The sequence below is a fragment of the Ornithinimicrobium carbonis genome, from assembly GCF_050703245.1.
Classification (GTDB): domain Bacteria; phylum Actinomycetota; class Actinomycetes; order Actinomycetales; family Dermatophilaceae; genus Ornithinicoccus.
Map to the genome: position 1 here is coordinate 2,948,894 of NZ_CP192647.1, position 21,852 is coordinate 2,970,745.

General features: G+C 73.9%; 18 protein-coding genes, 1 rRNA gene and 1 pseudogene. 8 read left to right on the forward strand and 12 right to left on the reverse strand.

Going from position 1 to position 21,852, the window contains the following annotated elements:
* Positions 1-144 precede the first annotated feature (144 nt).
* A complete protein-coding gene (locus tag ACQ95T_RS14780) occupies positions 145-1,383 on the forward strand; it encodes a DNA recombination protein RmuC (RefSeq protein ID WP_425941781.1) in 1,239 nt (412 codons plus the stop codon).
* A gap of 47 nt (positions 1,384-1,430) precedes the next feature.
* Here the strand turns inward: ACQ95T_RS14780 and ACQ95T_RS14785 are convergent.
* Both ACQ95T_RS14785 and ACQ95T_RS14790 read right to left on the reverse strand, forming a co-directional pair.
* Positions 1,431-2,473: pseudogene (locus ACQ95T_RS14785) on the reverse strand (4-hydroxy-3-methylbut-2-enyl diphosphate reductase).
* Between the two features lie 29 nt (positions 2,474-2,502).
* Positions 2,503-3,246: an alpha/beta fold hydrolase gene (locus ACQ95T_RS14790; RefSeq protein WP_425941783.1), complete on the reverse strand. Its 744-nt coding sequence runs from the start codon at positions 3,244-3,246 to the stop codon at positions 2,503-2,505.
* Between the two features lie 18 nt (positions 3,247-3,264).
* On the opposite strand from ACQ95T_RS14790, the gene xseA reads away from it, so the two are divergent.
* Together xseA and ACQ95T_RS14800 are read left to right on the forward strand one after the other, a co-directional pair.
* Positions 3,265-4,503, forward strand: a complete 1,239-nt coding sequence (gene xseA, locus ACQ95T_RS14795; RefSeq protein WP_425941785.1) for an exodeoxyribonuclease VII large subunit — start codon at positions 3,265-3,267, stop codon at positions 4,501-4,503.
* Positions 4,504-4,674: 171 nt separating this feature from the next.
* Positions 4,675-5,046, forward strand: a complete 372-nt coding sequence (locus tag ACQ95T_RS14800) for an exodeoxyribonuclease VII small subunit (protein ID WP_425941787.1) — start codon at positions 4,675-4,677, stop codon at positions 5,044-5,046.
* Positions 5,047-5,163: 117 nt separating this feature from the next.
* Here the strand turns inward: ACQ95T_RS14800 and ACQ95T_RS14805 are convergent, their stop codons facing one another.
* On the reverse strand, positions 5,164-6,636 hold the full coding sequence (locus tag ACQ95T_RS14805) for a DUF222 domain-containing protein (RefSeq protein ID WP_431473042.1): 1,473 nt from the start codon (positions 6,634-6,636) through the stop codon (positions 5,164-5,166).
* Positions 6,637-6,796: 160 nt separating this feature from the next.
* A complete protein-coding gene (locus ACQ95T_RS14810; protein WP_425941789.1) occupies positions 6,797-7,429 on the reverse strand; it encodes a DUF4245 family protein in 633 nt (210 codons plus the stop codon).
* Positions 7,430-7,540: 111 nt separating this feature from the next.
* Between ACQ95T_RS14810 and glpX the strand changes: the two genes are divergently transcribed.
* The 4 genes from glpX to ACQ95T_RS14830 all read left to right on the forward strand — a co-directional run bounded on the left by glpX (position 7,541) and on the right by ACQ95T_RS14830 (position 11,426).
* A complete protein-coding gene (gene glpX, locus ACQ95T_RS14815; RefSeq protein WP_425941791.1) occupies positions 7,541-8,575 on the forward strand; it encodes a class II fructose-bisphosphatase in 1,035 nt (344 codons plus the stop codon).
* Between the two features lie 10 nt (positions 8,576-8,585).
* Positions 8,586-9,518: a carbohydrate kinase family protein gene (locus tag ACQ95T_RS14820; protein ID WP_425941793.1), complete on the forward strand. Its 933-nt coding sequence runs from the start codon at positions 8,586-8,588 to the stop codon at positions 9,516-9,518.
* Between the two features lie 108 nt (positions 9,519-9,626).
* Entirely contained in the window at positions 9,627-10,166 is a 540-nt protein-coding gene (locus ACQ95T_RS14825; RefSeq protein WP_425941794.1) for a beta-class carbonic anhydrase, read from the forward strand.
* Positions 10,167-10,319: 153 nt separating this feature from the next.
* On the forward strand, positions 10,320-11,426 hold the full coding sequence (locus ACQ95T_RS14830; RefSeq protein WP_431473043.1) for a MauE/DoxX family redox-associated membrane protein: 1,107 nt from the start codon (positions 10,320-10,322) through the stop codon (positions 11,424-11,426).
* A gap of 56 nt (positions 11,427-11,482) precedes the next feature.
* On the opposite strand, the gene glmM is transcribed toward ACQ95T_RS14830, so the two are convergent.
* The 3 genes from glmM to rplM form a co-directional block, all read right to left on the reverse strand.
* A complete protein-coding gene (glmM, locus tag ACQ95T_RS14835; RefSeq protein ID WP_425941797.1) occupies positions 11,483-12,829 on the reverse strand; it encodes a phosphoglucosamine mutase in 1,347 nt (448 codons plus the stop codon).
* A 265-nt stretch (positions 12,830-13,094) separates the two neighbouring features.
* A complete protein-coding gene (gene rpsI, locus ACQ95T_RS14840; RefSeq protein ID WP_425941799.1) occupies positions 13,095-13,592 on the reverse strand; it encodes a 30S ribosomal protein S9 in 498 nt (165 codons plus the stop codon).
* Positions 13,593-13,606: 14 nt separating this feature from the next.
* Positions 13,607-14,050: a 50S ribosomal protein L13 gene (rplM, locus tag ACQ95T_RS14845; protein ID WP_425941801.1), complete on the reverse strand. Its 444-nt coding sequence runs from the start codon at positions 14,048-14,050 to the stop codon at positions 13,607-13,609.
* A 146-nt stretch (positions 14,051-14,196) separates the two neighbouring features.
* Here rplM and ACQ95T_RS14850 point away from each other — a divergent pair, with 146 nt between their 5' ends.
* Positions 14,197-14,850, forward strand: a complete 654-nt coding sequence (locus ACQ95T_RS14850; protein WP_425941802.1) for a winged helix-turn-helix domain-containing protein — start codon at positions 14,197-14,199, stop codon at positions 14,848-14,850.
* A gap of 133 nt (positions 14,851-14,983) precedes the next feature.
* Here the strand turns inward: ACQ95T_RS14850 and ACQ95T_RS14855 are convergent, their stop codons facing one another.
* The 5 genes from ACQ95T_RS14855 to rrf all read right to left on the reverse strand — a co-directional run bounded on the left by ACQ95T_RS14855 (position 14,984) and on the right by rrf (position 21,833).
* Positions 14,984-16,171, reverse strand: a complete 1,188-nt coding sequence (locus tag ACQ95T_RS14855; protein ID WP_425941804.1) for a S8 family peptidase — start codon at positions 16,169-16,171, stop codon at positions 14,984-14,986.
* 202 nt (positions 16,172-16,373) lie between these two features.
* Complete coding sequence (locus ACQ95T_RS14860; protein ID WP_431473044.1) at positions 16,374-18,083, reverse strand: alpha-1,6-glucosidase domain-containing protein; 1,710 nt, start codon at positions 18,081-18,083, stop codon at positions 16,374-16,376.
* The gene (locus ACQ95T_RS14865) at positions 18,080-19,117 is read right to left on the reverse strand and encodes a hypothetical protein (RefSeq protein WP_431473045.1); all 1,038 of its coding nucleotides are present in this window, start codon (positions 19,115-19,117) and stop codon (positions 18,080-18,082) included. Before ACQ95T_RS14865 ends, ACQ95T_RS14860 begins: the two co-directional genes overlap by 4 nt.
* Complete coding sequence (locus ACQ95T_RS14870) at positions 19,114-21,483, reverse strand: 6-phosphofructokinase (protein ID WP_431473046.1); 2,370 nt, start codon at positions 21,481-21,483, stop codon at positions 19,114-19,116. Before ACQ95T_RS14870 ends, ACQ95T_RS14865 begins: the two co-directional genes overlap by 4 nt.
* 233 nt (positions 21,484-21,716) lie before the next feature.
* Positions 21,717-21,833, reverse strand: a 5S ribosomal RNA gene (gene rrf / locus ACQ95T_RS14875).
* Positions 21,834-21,852 lie beyond the last annotated feature (19 nt).

A 21,852-nucleotide genomic window follows, 5' to 3' on the forward strand; every position in this document is an offset into this window, starting at 1 on the left:
GCAGTGACCGTGCGGGACCGGGGTGTGTCGGCCGGGGGTGTGTCGGTCCGGGGTGTGTCGGCCGGGGGTGTGTCGGTCCGGGGTGCGTTGGTCGGGGGGTGCGTTGGTCGGGGTGTGTCGGTCGGGGGTGGCACTGTGCGCGGCATGGAACTGCAGTGGTGGCAGCTGGTCGCGCTCGTCCTGGTGACCCTCGGCGTCGGGCTGGTCCTCGGCAGGGCCCTGGGCGTGGCCGCCGGCGCCCCTGACCGCGCCCGGCTCGAGGCGGAGCGGGACGGGTTGCACGAGCGGGTGGCCGGTCTCACCCGGGCCGTCGAGCAGGACCGGGAGGCGGCCGCCGAGCTGGCCCCCCTGCGGGCCTCGCTCGACCGGGTCGAGTCGCAGGTGCGGATGCTGGAGCGGGACCGGGTGCAGCACTACGGCCAGGTCGGGGAGCAGCTGGCCCAGGTGGCCGACCAGACACGCGCCCTGCAGGAGCAGACCAGCGCCCTGTCGGGCGCCCTGTCCTCCTCGGCGGTGCGCGGCACCTGGGGCGAGGTCCAGCTGCGGCGGGTGCTGGAGCACGCCGGGATGCTGGCCCGGTGCGACTTCGACGAGCAGGTGTCCGCCACGACCCGGCACGACGTGCGGGTCCGCCCCGACGTCGTCGTCCACCTGCCGGGTGGCAAGAACCTCGTCATCGACAGCAAGGCCCCGTTGGGGGCCTTCCTGCGGGCCCAGGGGGACGGGGTGCCGCCTGACGAGGCCGACCGGCAGCTGGTCGAGCACGGGCGCGCGCTGCGGCGGCACGTCGACCAGCTCGCGGCGAAAGAGTACTGGAGCGCGTTCGACCACTCCCCCGAGCTCGTGGTCTGCTTCGTGCCCAGCGACGCCGTCCTGGCCGCGGCGCTGCGGGCGGCCCCGGACCTCTACGACCACGCCCAGGGCCAGCGCGTGGTGCTCGCCTCCCCGGGCACGCTGCTCGCGATGCTGCGGGCCACGGCCCTGGCCTGGCAGCAGGACGCGCTGACCACGCACGCCCGCGAGCTGCTGAGGCTGGGCGCCGACCTGCACCGACGGCTGGCGACCCTGGGACGGCACACGACCGCGATGGGCACCGCCCTGCGCCGCTCGGTGGAGACGTACAACCAGCTCGTCGGGACGCTGGAAACCCGGGTCATGGTCACCGCCCGCCGGATGCACGAGCTCGACCTGGCCGAGGGCGCACCCGAGACCCTCGAGCCGCTGACGGTGGCGCCCCGGCCGCTGACGAGCCCGGAGCTGCTGGCGACCGAGCTCGACGAACTCACCCCGGCACGACCGACGCTCGAGACGGACCTGCCCGGGAGGGCGGCGGAGGGCGGCACCGGCCCCTCATCGAGTGGGGGAAGCCGGAACACGGCCTGACACGCGGATCCTGAGCCCCCCGCAGCGACCGGCCGTGCTGACCCCTGCTAGTGCAGCTGGCTCCCCCGGCCGCTCGGGATGGCACCCGGGTCGTGCTTGACCTTGGCGGCCTCCTTGCCCGCGGCCTTGAGGTCGCGGCGCAGCTCGGTCGGCAGGGCGAAGAGCAGCGACTCCTCGGCGGCGGTGACGGCGCTGACGTCGGCGTACCCCCGCTCCGCCAACCAGTCGAGCACGTCGCGCACGAGCACCTCGGGCACGCTGGCGCCGCTGGTCACTCCCACGGTCCGCACCCCGTCCAGCCACGCCTCGTCGATCTCGTCGGCGTAGTCGACCAGGTAGCCGGCCCGTGAGCCGTGTTCCACGGCCACCTCGACCAGGCGCTTGGAGTTGGAGCTGTTCTGCGAGCCGACGACGATCATGAGGTCGCACTCGGCGGCCATCTGCTTCACCGCGACCTGGCGGTTCTGGGTGGCGTAGCAGATGTCGTCGCTCGGCGGGTCCTGCAGGTGCGGGAAGCGCTCCCGCAGGATGGCCACGGTCTGCATCGTCTCGTCCACCGACAGGGTCGTCTGGGAGAGCCACGCGAGCCGCTCCGGGTTCGGCACCTCGACCTCGGCGGCGTGCGCCGGGTTCTCCACGACGATGGTGTTGTCCGGGGCCTCGCCGGCGGTGCCCTCGACCTCCTCGTGGCCGGTGTGGCCGACGACAGCAGGATCGTGTAGTCCTCGCTGGCGAACCGGATCGCCTCGCGGTGCACCTTGGTCACCAGGGGGCAGGTGGCGTCGATCGTCTGCAGGGACAGCGCGCGGGCCTCCGCGTGCACGGCCGGGCTGACCCCGTGGGCCGAGAAGATCACCCGTGCCCCCTCGGGCACCTGGTCGGTCTCCTCCACGAAGATCGCGCCGCGCTTCTCCAGCGTGCGCACCACGTGCTTGTTGTGCACGATCTCCTTGCGCACGTAGACCGGCGGCCCGTAGAGCTCGAGGGCCTTCTCGACGGTGACCACCGCCCGGTCCACGCCGGCGCAGTAGCCGCGTGGGGCGGCGAGCAGCACGCGTCGCTGCTCTCCGGCGGACTCGGGGACGGTCACGTCGGTCGGTCGGGTCGAAGGTGTGGCAGTCACCGGTCCATCGTACGTGGGTGCTCTGCGCACGACCTGGGTGCGGCCTCGGCGAGGGCCCGGCGCAGGGTCTCGACGGTGGCTGCCCGGTGGGTCAGGGGGAAGAGGTGGCTCGCCCCCTCCACCACCACGACACGGGCCTGCGGCGCGGCGGCGGCGAACCGCGCGGCATGGATCCGCATCTGGTCCCACCGGCCGTTGGCGATCGTCACCGGGCAGTCCACCGTGGTCAGGACGTGCGGGCCGCACCGTTCCACCACCGCGTCCCAGGCGTCGCCGAGCACGGGGTATGCCGCCGCGTCGGGCAAGTCCTCCGGACGCGCCCCGAGGGCACGGATGACGGCGTTCGCGAGCCGGGCCATCCGCTCGAACCCGACCCGCGGGAGCAGCTTGGCGAACCCGGTGTAGACCCCGGTCAACCGTCCCGCGGGGTCACCTGTCGCGCCGAGGAGCACCAGCCCCGCCAGGGTGCCGGGGTGCTCGGCCGCGTACAAGGACGCCAGGTAGCCCCCGAGGCTGTGCCCGGCCAGCACCACCCGGCGTCCCGGTCCGCCCGACCGGACGGCCTCGTCGATGACGTCCAGCGCGGACCCGACCGTGAACGCCATACCCACCCGTTCCCCGTGGCCGGGGAGGTCGACGGCGACCACGTCGGCCGAGGGCAGCTGCGCGGCATACCCGGACCACTGGCGGCGCGAGAACCGGGAGCCGTGGACGAGGACGAGCAGGGGCCGTGGGTGCACCGACCTAGGCTAGGCCCCGTGAGTCCACCGACGTCGCTGCCGCCCACCGCGAGGGACACCACCGCCGAGCAGCCCTGGCCGGTGCGCACCCTGTCGATGAAGATCAGCGACTACGTGGACAAGATGTCCCCGTTGTGGGTCGAGGGGCAGATCGTCCAGCTCAACCACCGCCCGGGGATGTCCCGCGCCTACTTCACGCTGCGCGACACCGACGTCGACATGTCGTTGTCGGTGTCCATCTCGGTCGGGGCGCTCGCGGCCATGCCGGCACCGCCCCAGGAGGGCGCCCGGGTCGTCGTGCACCTCAAGCCGTCGTTCTGGACCAAGCGGGGCACCCTGACGATGGACGCCCGGCAGATGCGACACGTGGGGGTCGGGGAGCTGCTGGCGCGGCTCGAGCACCTCAAGCAGCTGCTGCGCAGCGAGGGCCTCTTCGAGCCTGGACGCAAGCGGCCGCTGCCCTTCCTGCCCCGGACCATCGGTCTGGTCGTCGGTCGCAACACCGCGGCCGAGCGCGACGTCCTGGCCGGCGTGCGCAGGCGCTGGCCGGCCGCCCGGTTCGAGATCCGTCAGGTCGCCGTCCAGGGAGCCACGACGGTGACCGAGGTGTGCGCCGCGGTCCGCGAGCTCGACGGGCTCGGCGAGGTGGACGTGATCGTGGTGGCGCGGGGCGGCGGGTCTTTCGAGGACCTGCTGCCGTTCAGCAACGAGGCGCTGGTCCGGGCGGTCGCGGCCACCCGCACCCCCGTCGTCTCGGCCATCGGGCACGAGAGCGACACCCCCATCGTGGACTTCGTGGCCGACCTGCGCGCCTCCACCCCGACCCACGCCGCCGCCGCGGTGGTGCCCGACGTCGCCGACGAGCTGCGGGGCCTGGTGACCGTGCGCACCCGGTCGCGACGCGCGCTTCTCACGCGCATCGCCCGGGAGCGCGAGCGGATCAGCACCGTCATGAGCAGGCCGGTCATGGCAGACCGGGCGGCGATCGTCGCCCGCCACCGTGCGGAGGTCGAGGACCTGCAGGCACGTGGTCGTCGCCGCCTGGCCGACCGGCTCGTCCGTGAGCAGGACCGGTCCGCCCAGCTCCTGCGCCACCTGCGGGCCGTCTCGCCGCAGCACACCCTCGAGCGCGGGTATGCCGTGGTCCGGCACGCGGACGGAACCATCGTCCGCGACCGGGCGGAGGTGGACGCGGAGGAGCTGCTGCGGATCACGGTGGCCCGCGGTGACTTCGCCGTCCGCCCCGTCGCGGGCTGACCGTCGGGGCTGACCTCCACCACGGGGGTGCAGTGCCGGCTGGATCGCCGACTGACGGTCCTGGACGTCGGGCCGGACCCGTGCTCGCTCCGCTCGCGGTCGGGCCGGACCCGTGCTCGCTCCGCTCGCGGGCGGGCCGGGTGGCGGGCCACCGGGTCGTAGGGTGGTCGGGTGACTCCCGTCGACGCCACCACTCCCGAGCCCACCCCGGTGGGTCAGCTGAGCTACGAGCAGGCCCGCGACGAGCTGGTCGCGCTCGTGTCCCGCATCGAGTCCGGTCAGGTGCCCCTCGAGGAGTCGATGCTCCTGTGGGAACGCGGGGAGGAGCTCGCCGCGCACTGCCAGGCCAAGCTCGACTCCGCCCAGGAGACCCTCGACCGGGCCACCACACGGGCCGGTGCCGAGGGGGCGGAGAGCCCGGGGAACGGCTCGGCCGACGAGGAGACCTCTGCTGAGACGAGCGCTTCCCCGGCTGCCGACGTGACGACGCCTCCATCGACGAAGACGACGGAGCCACACGACGGTAGTCACGGCGGCGCCTGACGTCCGAGCTGCGTTCCGGAGTCGCGCCGTCCGCCCCTGGCTCGTGGGGGCCGAATGACGTCCTCCCGGGCGTGGTGGTGCTCCCGGCCGGGTGGGGCCGGGTGTGGGGCGGGGTCGTCAGACGTGCCAGGTCGTGGTGCCACCGGTGACGGTGGCCATGAGGTCCTTCTCGTGCACCTTCTTGTGGTGCCGCCCGCAGAGCAGGACCAGCAGCTCGATGTCGGTGCCCCCGCCACGGCACCACCACACCAGGTGGTGGGCCTCGCACCACGACCCGGGCACCGAGCACCCCGGGAACGTGCACCTCCCGTCCCGGACCAGCAACGCCTTGAACTGTCCCGGCGTGGCCAACCGCACCGTGCGACCCAGCCGCAACGGCTCCCCCGTAGGGCCCAGCACCACCGGGGTCACGTCCCCCAGGCACGCGTACCGGCCCGCCTGCCCCGCGTCCAGCCCCGCATCACCGGCCTGCGCAAACGCCGCCCCCCGCGGACGACCCGTGTCCGGGTCCGCCGCCACCGTCAGGATCACGCTGGCGCGGCCCGTCGACGGTGGCGCCCCCGGGTTTCCCAACCCCCGCGAGATCACCGTCAGCACCGCGTCGTAACGCCGCTGCCCCACCGACCGGCCATCCCGCTCCCCCTGCCCCTCCCGGCCGTCCTGGCCGTCGTGCCCGGCGTTGTCGCGGGCGGGATCGGGCGCGGCCAGCGGCCCGTCCAGCACCCCGTCGATCAGGACCGCGTCGGCGTCCGGGGCGTCCAGGACGTAGCGCACCAACCCCGGACCCACCCGCCGCCGGGACACGCACCGCAACCCCTCCGCCGTCTGCTGCTCGGCCTCCCGGGGCGCCTCCTCCAACAGGTCCACCAGCAGCTTCTGGCACACCCGCCCCAGATCCCGCTCGCTGATCCCCCCATCACACGCGGCGCCGGTCGCGATCTGCGCGTACGCCTGCGCCTGGTCCACGTCCAACCCCGGCACCACCCGGGACAGGGTGGCCGCCACCCGGCCCGCCCGGGCCAACCCCGCCCGCCCCTCGATCACGGCCTGCAGCACCGGAGCACCCCAGTACTGACCGGCCGCAGCCACCACCGCCCGCAGATGCGCCGCCTCCGCGCCCGAGAGCCACGGGCAACGCACCCGTACCCAGTCCACCAGACCCATCCCCACCGCGCCCGGCAACCCCCGCCGCTGCGCCTCCACCGCCAACGTCACCACCAGTGCATCCACCCGGGCACGCACCCGACCGGCCGCCTCCAGACCCTCCACCAAGGACGGGTCGAACACCCCCACCACACCCTGCGGACCCACCGCGGCCCGGTCCAGCCCCACCATCGCCAGGTCCAACCCCGCGGCCAGCTCCTGCGAGGCCAACCCGCCCGGGACACCCCAGCCACCGTCCCCGCCCGCCTCTGCCGCCAACGTCTCCTCGATGTCGGCCAGCAGCTCCCAGTACCCCGCCCCCGCCGGATCCTCACACTCCGGCGTCTGCACCTCCTGCTGCGCCATCACCCCCGCGACGAACAGCCGCTCACGCTCCGACACCGGCTCCGGCACGACGTCGCCCGCATCGTGGACCTCCTCCACCACCCCCCGCTGCCCCACCCCACAAGAACGACATACCCCCACCCAAGCACCCCCCACTGACACACCTGTACGAACCACCCGCCCGGACGCCGGCACGGCGGCCCGGAGGAACCCTGGCCACGCCTCCCCCGGGGCGAGGGCATCGGGACCCCCGACCGCCCCGTCAGTCGCGGGCGTCCACGGACTCGAGCAGCTCGGCCATCTCGTCGGTCCCGGCCGTCCCGCTCACCACGACCGTCGCGCCGCCGGTCTCCTCCGGACCGAGCACCCAGGCGTTCTCCACGTTGCTGGGCACCGGACCCTCCCACGCCTGCCACGCCTGCGTCCCACCGGGGGCGGGCAGCTCCTCCTCGCCGACCGGCTCGGCGTCCACGAGGACCTCCTCCCGCCAGGCGTCGGTGACGTCGGCGGCCTGGTGCAGCGCGGCATACTCCCCCTGGGGGGTGGTCCACGAGACGTGCCAGGTGGGGACCCCGGCGAGACGCTCGTCGAACCACACGACCGTGGGCGTCCACCCCTCGCCCGGGTCCGGCACCCACACGGGCCACGACGCCTGCTCGGTGGCGAAGGGCACGACCTGGCTCACGTCCGCGGGACGACGCTGCGACTCCTCCGGCTGGTAGGTCATCGACCACCAGGTCAGCACCACGGCCAGCACGAGCAGCACCGAGACGACCATGTTGCGGAAGGTCCAGGCCGCCAGCCGCTTCTGCCGCCCGTCCGGGGGCGGTGAAGCGTCGGAGGGTCGGTCCCGGACCGTGTCGGGTCCGGTGCTCGAGGAGGTAGCAGGGCTCACCCCTCCATCGTCCCATCCCCCAGGACCGGGGCCTCCCGCGGCCGCTAGGCTGGCCGAACCCACGTCGCGCAGTCGTCAGCCGCGCAGCCGTCACCGACGAAGGAGTCCCGCATGGCCGCCGAGCAGCCCACCCGTCCGAGCACCGAGCAGGTCATCCCGGACCGCAACCTGGCCATGGAGCTGGTCCGGGTCACGGAGGCGGCAGCGCTGGCGGCCGGCCGGTGGGTCGGCCGGGGGGAGAAGATCCTCGCGGACAACGCGGCGGTCGAGGCCATGCGCAAGGTCATCGGTCAGGTCGCCATGGACGGGATCGTCGTCATCGGCGAGGGCGAGAAGGACGAGGCGCCGATGCTCTTCAACGGGGAGAGGGTCGGCGACGGCACCGGACCCCAGGTCGACGTCGCCGTCGACCCGATCGATGGCACCACCCCGACCGCCAAGGGCATGGACAACTCCATCGCCGTCATGGCCGTCTCCGAGCGCGGCACGATGTACGACCCCTCAGCCGTCTTCTACATGGACAAGCTCGTCGTCGGCCCCGACGTGGCCGACCGGGTGGACATCCGGCTGCCGATCAAGGAGAACCTGCGGCGCATCGCCCGCGCCAAGAAGCGCTTCGTGGACGACCTGACGGTGATCATGCTCGACCGACCGCGGCACGAGCAGTACACCCGGGAGGTCCGCGAGGCCGGCGCCCGGCTGCGCTTCATCACCGACGGCGACGTCGCCGGCTCGATCGCCGCCGCGCGCGAGGAGTCCTCGGTGGACATGCTCATCGGGATCGGCGGCACCCCCGAGGGCATCATCACCGCGTGCGCGATGAAGGCCATGGGCGGGGTGATCCAGGGCACGCTGTGGCCCAAGGACGACGACGAGCGCCAGCGGGCCATCGACGCCGGCCACGACCTGGACCGGGTCCTGTCGACCGAGGACCTGGTCACCGGCGACAACGCCTTCTTCGTCGCCACCGGCATCACGACCGGCGAGATGCTGGGCGGGGTGCGCTACGGCTCCGGCACGGCCGTGACCCACTCCCTCGTCATGCGCTCCCGCTCCGGCACCATCCGGGAGATCACCTCCCACCACCGCCTGGACAAGGTCGCGCAGATCGCCGACTCCCTGTCCCCGGAAGCCACGGGTCACTGAGGGGCCGCCGATGGACCAGCCTGCTGTCCTCACCGTCGGCGAGGCCCTCGTCGACATCGTCGTCGCCCGGAACGGGCAGGAGCGCACCGAGCACGTCGGCGGCTCGCCCGCCAACGTCGCCGTGGGCCTGGCCGCCCTGGACCACGACAGCCGGCTGACGGCCCACCTGGGCCACGACGAGCGCGGCCGGCGGGTGCGCGAGCACCTCCTGGACGCCGACGTCGTGCTCACCCCGGGGTCGGACTCGGCCCAGCGCACCTCCACGGCCACCGCCCACCTGGACGTGGACGGGTCGGCGACCTACGACTTCGACCTGCTGTGGCACGTGGGCACCCAGGACCTCCACGGGGTCGGCCACCTGCACACCGGTTCGGTCGCGGCCACCCTGGAGCCCGGCGCCTCCGCCGTGCTGGCGCTGATGACGCGCGCCCGCCCGACCGCCACGATCTCCTACGACCCCAACTGCCGTCCCTCGATCATGGGCGCCCCTCACGACGTGCGCTCCCGGATCGAGGAGTGCATCGGTCTAGCCGACGTGGTGAAGGCCTCCGAGGAGGACGTGGCCTGGCTCTACGACGGCGCCCCACCCCCGGAGGTGGCCCACCTCTGGGGGCGGCTGGGTCCCGAGCTGGTCGTCGTCACCCGGGGCGGTGACGGCGCCCTGGTGCACCTGTCCCGCACGGACACCACCATCGAGCTGGACCCGGTCGCCGTGCAGGTGGTCGACACGGTCGGGGCGGGCGACTCCTTCATGGCGGGCCTGCTCAGCGGCCTGCTCGACGCCGGTCTCCTCGGCTCGGCCGGAGCGCGCGACCGCCTGCGCCGGACCGACCTCGACGACGTGGCCCCCGCCCTGCGCCGGGCCGTCGACTGCGCCACCTGGACCGTCGGTCGGGCCGGTGCCGCCGCCCCGACCAGGGCCGACCTCGCCGAGCTCGGCTGAACGAGGGCGGCCGCCCGAGCCCCGCGCCGAGCCCGACATCGCCCACGAGCCCCGTGACATCCCCCGACGAACCCCCGACAAGCTCCCGCGCGCAGAGAGGAACCCGGTATGACGCACCACGAGGACACCCCGCCCGGCACCGAGGCGGAGCCCGCCTCCGCCTTCGCCGACCTGCTCGAGGCCAACGCCGCCTACGCCGAGAACTTCACCCTCGGGGGTTTTGACGGCATCGCCCGTGCGGGGGTGGCGATCGTCACCTGCATGGACTCCCGCATCCAGCCCCTGACGATGCTGGGCCTGACGCACGGGGACGCCAAGATCTTCCGCAACCCGGGCGGCCGGGTCACCGACGCGGCGCTGGAGGCCCTCGTCCTGGGGGTGCACCTGCTGCAGGTGCGTCGCATCCTCGTGGTCCCGCACACGCGCTGCGCGATGACGAAGATGTCCGAGAACGAGCTGCGCACGACGATCACCGAGCTCTCCGGCCAGGACGCCTGGTGGCAGCATTTCCACGTCGTCCCCGACCAGCGCGCCGCGCTCATGGAGGACGTCCTCCGGGTCACCAGCCATCCGCTCATCGGCGACCGGGCCCAGGTCGGCGGCTTCCTCTACGACGTGGACACCGGGCGGATGGAGCAGCTCGTCTGAGCCCCGCCGCTCCCTGGCCACCCCCCGGCCACAAGAGGGCCCACGCCAGGCCCACGCCAGCCCGTCCCGCACCCTCGCCACACCCCCGCACCCACGCGCAGACGGCTGCATGACACGTCATCCGCCGTCGGCGCCTGCCGTATCGTGGACGCCATGCACCCCGCCCTGTCGCTCGCGCCGCTGACGCTGGCCGCCGTCCTCGTCCTCAGCGGGGTGGCCAAGCTGCAGGACACCGGGTCCACGTTCAGCGTCCTGCGGCTGCTGCGCCTCCCTGCGCTCGTGACCAACCGTCCGACCGCCCGCGCCCTTCCCGTCGTGGAGCTGGTGACCGCGGCGCTGCTGCTGCTCCCCTGGCGATGGCCCTTCCTCGCCGGGGCGGTGCTGGCGATGGGACTGTTCGTGGCCTTCTGGGCCGTCGTGGTGCGGGCGATGGGGTTCGACCCCCGGCCCACCTGCGGCTGCTTCGGCCGGATCGGCGACCACCGCATCAACGGCCGGACCGTCGTGCGCAACACCGTCCTGGTGGCCCTCGCCGGGCTGACCCTGTGGATCGGCCTGGCCGGGACCAGCACCGGCGAGCTCCTGGCCCGGTACACCGCCAACGACGTGTGGTGGCTCGTCCTGGCCGTCGCGCTCGCCGCGGTCTCCGTCATGGTCCTCGGCGGGGGGCCCGCCGTGGCCAGGACGACCCGCCGGACCGGTCGTGGGGGCGCGGCGCGCTCCTCCTCCGCCCCCGCCCCAGCGGCGGCGGCCACCACGTCCGTCCCTGCCGAGCCCGACGAGCTCGAGTACGTGCGCCTCCCCATACCCCGTGGGGTGCTCGTCGGCCGGGACCACGGCACGGTCGCGCTCAGCTCCCTCGCCCGGAGCCAGGCGCAGCTGCTGGTCCTGGTCAACTGCTGGTGCGGCCCCACGCACGAGCCCCTCGAGCGTCTTCCCCGCTGGCGCGAGCGCCTGCCCCAGCTGGGAGTGCAGATGGTCTTCGTCCCCCACCCCTTCGACGCGTCGGCGCTCGACCCCGGCCTGTCCGGCATCTGGTGGGACCCGGGCTCGCGCGTCTACGACGACCTGGGCGTGGGGTCGAGTCCCGGGGCGGTGCTGCTGGGAGCCGACGGCCTGCTCGCAGGCGGACCCGTCAACGGCGTGGACGGCATCGAGCAGTTCGTCGAGGACATCGAGGCCGAGCTCGCGGAGACCCAGGACGCGACCTCCGAGACCTCCGCCCCGCCGCCCGGGGAGCAGCAGGGCGTCCGCGCCTGAGGCGAGCCCGGGCGGGTCGGTCCGAGGCTCGGACGTCCGGGCTCGGACGTCCGGGCTCAGAGGGTCAGCCGCTCCCGCACGACGTCGGCCAGCCGGTCGGCATACCCCTGCGCCCGGTCCTGGGAGTCCGCCTCCACCATGACCCGCACGAGCGGCTCGGTGCCGGAGCGGCGCAGCAGGACCCGGCCGTCCGCACCCAGCTCGGTCTCCACGGTCCGCACCGCCGCGGTGAGCGCCTCGTCGCTGTCCACCCGCGACCGGTCCACCCCCTTGACGTTGATCAGCACCTGCGGCATGCGCGTCATCACCGACGCCAGGTCGCGCAGCGGCGTCTGGGAGGAGACGACCCGCTGACCGAGGGCGAGGGCGGTGAGCACACCGTCGCCGGTGGTGCCGTGCTCGAGCATGATGACGTGGCCCGACTGCTCCCCGCCCAGGGAGTAGCCGTGCCGGCGCATCTCCTCCAGGACGTAGCGGTCCCCCACGGCCGTCTGCACGACCCGGACCCCCTCGGACTCCATCGCCTTGATCAGGCCCAGGTTGCTCATCACGGTCGCCACGAGGGTGTCGTCGGTCAACCGGCCGCCCTCGTGCATGGACAGCGCGAGGATGGCCATGATCTGGTCGCCGTCAACCGTCTCGCCGTGGGCGTCCACCGCCAGGCAGCGGTCGGCGTCACCGTCGAAGGCCACGCCCATGTCCGCGCCCCGGAGGCGGACGGCCTCCTGCAGCTGCTCCAGGTGGGTGGAGCCGGCGCCGTCGTTGATGTTGAGACCGTCCGGGTCGCCGCCGATCACGTCGACGGTGGCCCCGGCCCGGCGGAAGACCTCCGGGCCCACGACCGAGGCCGCGCCGTGCGCCGCGTCGATGACCACGCGCAGACCGTCGAGCCGTCCGGGAACCGCCTCGAGCAGGTGCTCGATGTAGAACTCGGCCCCGCGGTCGAACGGACGGATCCGCCCCACGGCCGCGCCGGTGGGCCGGTCCCAGTGGGTCCCCAGGCGCCCGGAGATGCGGTCCTCGATCTCGTCGGCGAGCTTGTGCCCGCCCCGCGCGAAGAACTTCAGGCCGTTGTCCGGCATCGCGTTGTGCGAGGCGGAGAGCATCGCCCCCATCTCGGCGTTCATCCGCTGCGTCAGGTAGGCGATCGCCGGCGTGGGCAGCACTCCCGCGTCGAGGACGTCGACGCCCGCGGAGGCCAGTCCGGCCATGACGGCTGCGGAGAGGAACTCGCCGGAGGCCCGCGGGTCCCGGCCGACGACGGCCGTGGCCCGGTGACCTCCGAAGGCACCCTGCCCGCCCAGCTCGTGCGCGACGGCGACGGACAGGTCCAGCGCCAGCTCGGCGGTGATGTCCTTGTTCGCCAGTCCACGCACCCCGTCGGTGCCGAACAGTCGTCCCATGTGCTGTGCCTCGTCTCGTCGTCCTGCGGCGGACCCGTCGCGGATCCTCAGAAAGTATGCCGTACGTGCGGGCGGAGGCCGCCCCCCACCGCGGAGGGGTCCGGGACTGCGAGCCGCAGGGGGGCTGGCGCCACGTCCTTCTTCGTCGACGACGTCACGCTGCGCCGACCACGTCCGCACACAGGCCGAAGGCCGGCGGGAGCTGTGCTCCCACCGGCCTTCGGTGCGTCCGTCGCGACCCCGGGTCCCGGCGTCGGACGGCGCGTCAGCGCTTGCTGTACTGCGGCGCCTTGCGGGCCTTCTTCAGACCGGCCTTCTTGCGCTCGGGGACGCGGGCGTCCCGGGTGAGCAGACCGGCCTTCTTCAGGGTGGCGCGGTTCAGGTCGGGGTCGATCCCGTTGAGCGAGCGGGCCACGCCCAGGCGGACCGCACCGGCCTGGCCCGAGGGGCCACCGCCGTGCACGCGCACGAGGACGTCGTAGGCACCCATGAGGTCGAGCGCGGCCAGCGGCTCGTTGACGATCTGCTGGTGCACCTTGTTGGGGAAGTACTCCTCCAGGGTGCGGCCGTTGACCTTCCACTCGCCGGTGCCCGGGACGATGCGCACGCGGGCGATCGCCTGCTTGCGACGACCGGTGGCGGCACCGGGGGCGGTGGCGGTGGGGCGGGCGGTGGCGTCGGCCGCGGCCGACGACTCGGTGGTGTACTCGGAGACGGCGTTCTCGTCGAACTCGTCGGTCTCCACGGTGGTGGTGTCAGTCATGTGTCAGACGTTCCTTACTGCGCGACCTGGGAGATCTCGAACGGCACCGGCTGCTGCGCCGCGTGCGGGTGGGTGTCGCCGGCGTAGACCTTGAGCTTGCCGAGCATCTGGCGACCCAGGGAGTTGCGGGGAAGCATGCCGCGCACGGCCTTCTCCACCGCCCGGGTCGGGTGCTGCTCGAGCAGCTGCTCGTAGCTGACGGCCTTGAGGCCACCGGGGTAGCCGGAGTGGCGGTAGGCCTTCTTCTGGGCCAGCTTGGCGCCGGTCAGGGCAACCTTGTCCGCGTTGATGATGATGACGAAGTCGCCGGTGTCGATGTGAGGCGCGAAGATCGTCTTGTGCTTGCCGCGGAGCAGGATCGCGGTCTGGGACGCGAGGCGACCCAGCACGACGTCCGTGGCGTCGATGATGTGCCAGGCGCGGGTGATCTCGCCGGGCTTGGGGGTGTAGGTACGCACGGTAGAAGAACCTTCATCTCGTGTGGTGGGGCAACCGTTCAAGTCTACCGAGGGTCTCCGGGACCACCCAAATCGACGTCGTCGCAGGTCAGGAGCCATCCTAGGACCGTCGACCGGCGTCTGCAGCCGATCTGTGCATAATAATTGTGCACGCACTCGGCGCCATCTACCCGTGGAAGGCCAGCATGACACCACCGGCCACGGCCCCCCCGCCCTCGTCGTCCCAGGCACTGCGCACCCTTGCCCACCCGTTGCGCAGCCGGCTCCTCGCCGAGCTGCGCGTCCACGGGGGTGCCACCGCGACCGAGCTCGCCGCCGCGCTGGACTCGAACACCGGCGCCACGTCATACCACCTGCGCCGTCTGGAGGAGGCGGGTCTGGTGGAGGACACCGGCACCGGCACCGGCCGGCGCAGGGTATGGAGCGCGGTCCCCGACCCTGACCGACCCGGCGTGCTCGGGGTGGGGCTGGGGGTCGCCGGCGGGGCCGAGCAGGACCTCGACGAGGACGACGCCCGGGCCGCCGACTGGCTGGCCCTGGACTACCTGGCGCACTTCGGCGAGCGCACCGAGGCCTGGCTGCGCGAGCGGCCGCTGGAGGAGACCACCTGGCAGCAGGCCTGCGGCCTGGAGGACCACACCGTGCAGGTGACCGGCGAGCAGCTGACGGCCATGCGGGCCGAGCTGCTCGAGGTGCTGGAGCGCTACCGCCGGGTCGGGCAGGGCAACCCGCAGGCGCGCAGGGTCGTCGTCTACACATGCGCCCTGCCGCTGCCGCCCAGCGGTCGCGGCGGCACCTGACGTCGCGGAGGCACGCCTCCGGGGCCGCGGTCCGGCCCGGACGGGGCGAGGTGCCTCGTCCGGGCCGGTGGCCCGCCCCCCGGGGGTGAGACGGGTGCGCGGTGCCGGCGCGTGCGGGCGGAACTCCTGACGATCAGGAGGTGGCGCGCAGCAGCCGGTCCGGGGAACCGGCGAGGTCGCTCACCACTCCCCGCGTGGCGGCCGTCTCGATCGCACCCTCGACCTGGGAAGGACTGGCGGAGGAGCTGCTCTGGAGCACCAGGGCGGCGACGCCGGCGACGTGCGGCGAGGCCATCGAGGTGCCCGAGATGGTGTTCGTCGAGGCGTCCCCCTTGTGCCAGGCGGCGGTGATCCCCACGCCGGGTGCGAAGAGGTCCAGGCAGGATCCGTGGTTGGAGAAGGAGGCCCGCCGGTCGTCGCGGTCGGTCGCCCCCACCGTCAGGGCGCCGGGGGCCCGGGCCGGGGAGGTGGCGCAGGCGTCCTGGTCCTCGTTGCCGGCGGCCACGACGGTGGTCACGCCCGCGTCCACCATCCGGGCGACGGCCTCGTCGACCGAGGCGTTCGCCCCGCCGCCGAGGCTCAGGTTGGCCACCGACGGTCCGTTTGCGTCGGCCACCACCCAGTCCATGCCGGCGACCACGCCGGACCAGCTGCCGGAACCCCGGCAGTCCAGGACGCGCACGGGCACGAGGTTCACCTCCTTGGCCACCCCGTAGGTGCTCCCACCCACCGTCCCGGCCACGTGGGTGCCGTGCCCGTTGCAGTCCTCGGTGGTGTTCTTGCCGCGGGCGAAGTTGGCACCCGCGAGCACCCGTCCTGCGAACTCGCCGTGGGTGCTCCGGATGCCGGTGTCCACGATGTAGGCGTCCACGCCGGCACCGGTGGCGGTGTAGCGGTAGATCCCGTCCAGCGGTGGGTCGGCCTGGTCGATGCGGTCCAGACCCCACGTGGCGCCCTGCTGCTCGGTCGAGACCGACACGACGCCGTCGACGGACACCGTGCTGACCGCGGGGTCCTCGGCGAGCGACCGGGCCTGCGCGGGGGTCATCGTCGCGACGTAGCCGCCCAGCGCCGGCAGCGCCCGCTCCACGTCCAGACCGCGGGCGCGGGCGTCGGCCACGGCCCGCGCCGTCGCGGTGCCGACGGCACCGCGCTGCTCGCCCGCCTCGGCACCGGCCTCCAGCAGGACGATGTGACGCGTCGCCGCCCCGGGGCGGGCGTCGTTGCCGGCAGCGGTGGCCACGGCGGCCGGGGCTGCGGCGAGGGCAAGGACGGAGGCACCGGCGATCGCTGCCAGTGCCCGGGGTCGGCGGTGGGTCATGGAGTGCTCCTCAGGGGTGTGATGTGGGCCACATCGTCGTGGCGCGCCGACAGCATCACCGGGGGCCGAACCGCCGCGCAAGACTCTTGACCAGACCCGTACCCGATCTTGACCGGACCCTGACCCGGAGCCGGTCGTGGAGCGACCTGTGCCGGTCGTGACCGCTTGGCGGGTCCAGGTCGGGGTCCGGGTCCGGGTCGCCTCAGCCGCGACGCACGAGCACCGCGGCGGACAGACCGGGCACCACCAGGCGGCCGGTGCCGGGCTCCCACCGGGTGGAGCGCACGACGGGGTCGGCGCCCTCCTGCTGCACGGCCGACAGCTCCCAGTGCTGACCGGCCAGCCCGGGAAGCCGCGGCACCTGCTCCTCCCGGGAGGCGTTGAGGACGACGAGCAGCCCCGAGGACACCGGGTCGACCGGCGCACCGACCAGGTCGTCCACGAGCATGACCACGAGGTCCGCACGCCCCTGCGGGCCCGACAGCGGGAAGGAGACCTTGGCCAGGATCTGCTCGGCCGTTCCGAGCCGCAGCAGCGGCAGGTCACGCCGCAGCCGGAGCAGGTCGAGGGCGCCGTCCAGCGCCGTGCGGGCGTCGGCGGGGGTGGGCCGCAAGGAGGGGTCCGCCAGCAGGGGCGCCATCTCCGCCCAGCGTCGCCCGTTGTCCGGCTCGGGCGGCAGTCCGCGACCGAACCCGTTGTCCTGCAACGACCAGTCGAGGACGTTGAACCAGTCGCCGGAGTCGTAGCTGTTGCGGTCCAGGCTCTTGCTGCGCAGGATCTCGGCACCGGCGTGCCAGAACGAGATCCCCTGGGAGAGGGTGACGCAGGCGAGGGCGAGCGTGTTGCGCCGCACCCGTTCGGCCATCGGCGTGTCGTCGGACAGCTTGAGCAGCAACGTGTCCCACAGGGTCTCGTTGTCGTGCGCGTCGACGTAGGAGACCACCTCGTCGGGCTGAGCCGCATACCCTCCGGGGGCGCCGCCGTAGGGCACCCCTGCCCCGGTGGTCCACCGACCGGTGGCGTGGGAGAGGAGGCGGAGGTCGCGCAGCCCACCCGCCAGCCCGACCTGCAGCAGGTCCGTGTCGTGGGGGTCCGACCCCCCGGTGACCCAGCCGTGCCCCGACCGGCCCGAGTCGTCGTGCACCGCCCCGCCGCGCACCGCGTCGCGCAACCGGTCGTTGAAGGTCCCGATCCCGGTCCCGTCCAGCTGGCCCTGGACCGCCTGGGGGAAGCGGGCGTCGCCGGCCACCTCGCCGAAGTTCCAGCCCTCCCCGTAGAGCGTGACGGCCGAGCCGTCCACCCCGTCCTGGGCGGGGGTGAGGGCGTCGAGCGCGGCCCGCACGGCATCCAGGTTCGCTCGCGAATGGTGGCCCATGAGGTCGAACCGGAAGCCGTCGACCCGGTAGTGCCGGACCCACAGGACGCACCCGTCGACCATCAGCTGCTCGGCCAGCTGGTGCTCGGTGGCCAGGTTCTGGCAGCAGGTGGACGTCTCGACCCGGCCCTCCTCGTCGAGCCGGTGGTAGTAGCCCGGCACCACCCGGTCCAGCACGGAGGTGCGCTCCAGCCCCGAGTCCGTGGTGTGGTTGTAGACCTGGTCGAGCACGACGCGCAGGCCGAGGTCGTGCAGCGCACCGAGCATCTCGCGGCACTCCGCGACCCGTCGACCACCGTGCGCCGCACCCGGACCGGTCGCGTACGACCCCTCCGGCGCCAGGAAGTGCCACGGGTCGTAGCCCCAGTTGAAGGCGTCCCGGTGCGCGGTGCGCCGCACCAGCTGCTGCTGCTCCGTGCCGGCCGGGTCCCGGCGCGTCAGCTCCGCCAGCACCTCGGGGTCGGGCCCGACCCGCTCGGCCGGGTCCTCCGGCACCGAGGTGAGGTCGAAGACCGGCAGCAGGTGCACGGTGTTCACCCGGCCCCGGCCAGGGTGCGCAGGTGGCGCCGTCCCAGCCCGTCCGCCCCGAACGCGCGGTAGGTGCCGCGCAGCTCGGGAGGCACCTCTGGATCGTCCCGGGAGAAGTCCCGCACGTGCAGCTCGTAGATGCTCTGGTCGACGGGTCGCAGCCGCGGGGGGACCGGCGCCTGCGCCCACCGGGGCGGGACCCAGCGCGGATCGTCGAGGTCCACGAGGACGGAATGGGTCGAACCGAGCGTCAGCGCCACCGACCAGGGGTCGGTGGTGCGCACGACCTGCTCGGTCCACCGCGGAGGTATGACGTGGCGCAGCTCGAGCTGGTAGCACCGGTCGCGCCAGTCGGAGGCACCGGTGACCGACCAGGCCCCGTCGTCGGAGCGGGCCAGCGGATGGCGGACCGGGTCACCGGGTGGCGTCCAGGCGGCGCTCGAGCCCTCCGGCGGGACAGCGTCCCACAGCAGGAGGGTCACCTCCCGGGCCGTGGGTGCCCACACGGTGACCGTGGGGACGAGGTCGGCGACGGCACCCGCGCCGGCCCCGGCGCCGCGCCGGTCCGGGCTGTCCGGGGCGTCGTGCTCGGCAGGCCCCCAGGTGGCCCCGCACCGGCGTCGGCGCGCCTGCGCCGCGTACAGGTCGTCGAGCACGTGCGGCACCTGCAGGGAGGTCGCCATGACCAGGCGAGCCCGGTGGCGCACCGTGAGGGCCACCTGCCCGGTGAGCAGCCGGGCCGCCCGGGCGGACGCCTCGTCCGGCAGACGCAGGGCCAGCGCCCCGGCCAGGTGCGGCACGACGCGCAGCGTCTCCGGCGGCAGCCCGCCATCATCGGGCCGCAGGTCCCAGCCCGGCCCCGGCCGGTCGCCGGGGTCCAGGCCCCCGTCGGGGGCGTGCTCGAGCCGGACCGTCAGCTCGTGCACCGGCAGGTCGTGCGGGAGCGCGGTGGCCGGCAGGGCCACGAGGTCGGACCTGACCCAGTGGGCGCGGGCGGCCCCGAGGTCGACGGGACGTGGTGCCGGACGGTGGCGCCGGATCATCGGGCCTGGTCCCGGCCCGCGGCCAGCGGCAGGTCGACCGGGGCGACGCTGCGGTGCCGGTCGGAGACCACGGCGATCACCGGCCGCAGCTCGGACCACCACGGGGAGCGGGCCCGGCCGGCGACCAGGTCGGTCTCCTCCGCGAGGCGGTCGACCGGGGTGACGGTGGCCCGTCCGGCGACCTCCCCGACGTAGCATCCGCCCGCCGCGCCCTCCGCCCACCGTCGGGACACCTCGTCGAGCGCGACCCGGGCGAGCCGGGTGGCGAGCAGCCGGTCGAACGGCGTCGGGTCGCCGCCGTCCTGCACGTGCCCCAGGACGGTGCTGCGCACGTCGAAGAGGTCGCCGCCCTCCTCCTCGAAGACCCGGGCGACGAGGTCGGTGGTGTAGTGCGTGGAGGCCATCTCGTTGCGCAGCACGAGGTAGAGCCGGCGCCCCTCGGCGAACGACCGGCTCATCCGCTCGGCGTCGTCGGCGGCGATGTCCGCGATGCGCAACCGGTCCTCGGGCAGGTAGACCCGCTCGGCACCGGAGGCGAGCCCCGCCATCATCGTCAGGTAGCCGCACCGCCCACCCTTGGTCTCGGCGACGAAGCACCGCTGGGTCGCCGAGGCGGACGTGCGGATGCGGTCCAGCGCCTCCACGACCGTGTTCAGCGCCGTGTCGGCGCCCACAGAGAGGTCGGCTCCCGGCAGGTTGTTGTCGATCGAGGCGGGCAGGCAGACGACCGGGATCCCCAGCGGGCCGTGCTCGGCGCCTCCCCGGACCAGGACCTCGGCCGTGAGGTAGGCGTCCAGGCCACCGACGAGAACCAGCGCATCGAGGCGGTGCCGGGCGACCGCGTCGACGAGCGCCGGCAGCTCGGCAGGGGTGGGCACGTGCCGTCGGGTGCCCAGGAAGGCACCGCCTCGGCCGACCCAGTCGTCGACCTCGGCCCAGCCCAGGTCCCGGACGCGTCCCCGGGCCAGTCCGGCCAGCGAGTCCTCGATCCCGACGACCTCCATGCCGTCGGTGAGCCCGAAGCGCACCAGCGCCCGGACGGCGGTGTTCATCCCGGGTGCCAGACCGCCGACGTGCAGGACGCCGACCCGTGGGCGTGGACCCGTGGGTCCGGGACCGCTGCTCGCCGCCCCGCCCGTGAAGGCCCGGCTAGGGTGGGGCCGGCCGTCGACGAGCTCGGCGGGCGGCTGGGACAGCTGGGCGTAGAGGCGCGACAGCGTGGCGAACGAGCTGCCCCGGGCCTCGCGGGCAACGTCGAAGTCGCACGACTCCAGCGCGGTCTTCACCGCGTTGGTGTCGCGCACGGCCTCGCTCAGCGGCAGCACCGCGACCTGGTTGTGCCGTACCCCGACGATCTGCGACGGCGCGTCCGCCGCTGCCTGCAGGAGCTGGCGCACCGCGGCATACCCCAGGAGGGTGGGCATCCAGCGGTCGTAGGCGGACGGTCGCCCGCCGCGCTGTACGTGACCGAGGATCGTGACCCGGGCCCGCTCCCCCATCCGCTCCCCGAGCGCCTCGGCCACGGCCGCGCTCGTGATCGGCCGGCCGGCCTGGTCGGTCGCCCCTTCGGCGACGATGACCAGGCTGTCCCGCTGGCCGGTGGCCCGCGTGCGCTCGATCGAGGCGACGAGTCCGGACTGCCACCCGTCGGCGGGCGGGCCCTCGGGCACCAGGACGGCGTCGCTGCCCCCGGCGACGGCCGCCATGAGCGCCAGGTAGCCGCAGTGACGTCCCATGACCTCCACGACGAAGGTGCGCTGGTGGCTCGCGGCGGTGGAGGACAGGGCGTCGAGGGCCTCGATGATCCGGTGCAGCGCGGTGTCGGCCCCGATCGTCATGTCCGTGCCGGCCATGTCGTTGTCGATCGAGCCCACGAGCCCGGCGACGCGCAGGCGCGGGTGCGCCTCGGCGGCCGTCCCGTCGAGCTCCCCGGCCCGGACCAGCTCGGTCAGCAGCTCCGGCCACTCCTGCCGCAGCTCCTCGGCACCCCGCAGCGACCCGTCGCCGCCGATGACGACGAGCCGGTCGATCTGGTGCTGCACGAGGTGGAGCGCGGCGGCACGCAGCCCGTCGCGTTCGCGGAACTCCGGGCACCGCGCCGACCCCAGGACCGTGCCGCCGCGGTGGAGCAGCGAGCCCACGTCGTCCCAGCCCAGCTCGCGGATGCCGTCGCCACCGGCGAGGGCTCCGCGCCAGCCCTCCAGGATGCCGAAGGGCCGCCCTCCCAGGCGCAGGGTGGAGCGGACCACGGCCCGGACCGCGGCGTTCATCCCCGGCGAGTCGCCGCCCGAGGTGAGGATGCCGATGCGCGTCCCGGACCCGGCGTCGGCCGGCGGCGGGGTCTGGACGGACTCGTGGGTGCTCACGTTCTCATCCTCCCCCACCGTCCGTCGGCGCGGACAGCGGGGGACGGGCCGTGCCCCCTCCGGGCTCGGCCCCGAGAGCCCGCCGGGGCAGCCGTCGGGGGCGCACCCCGGCCCCGGCTCAGCCGGTGGGTTGGACCAGGACGGCGACCGTCCGAGCGGTTGAAACAGTCCCGCTGCATGCAGAAGGGCCCTGGCCGATCTGATGATCGACCAAGGCCCTTCTGGCAATGGTGGTCCGGCGGTGTCCTACTCTCCCACACCGTCCCCGGTGCAGTACCATCGGCGCTGTCAGGCTTAGCTTCCGGGTTCGGAATGTGACCGGGCGTTTCCCTGACGCTATGACCGCCGTAACTTTATGGAGTTCACGAA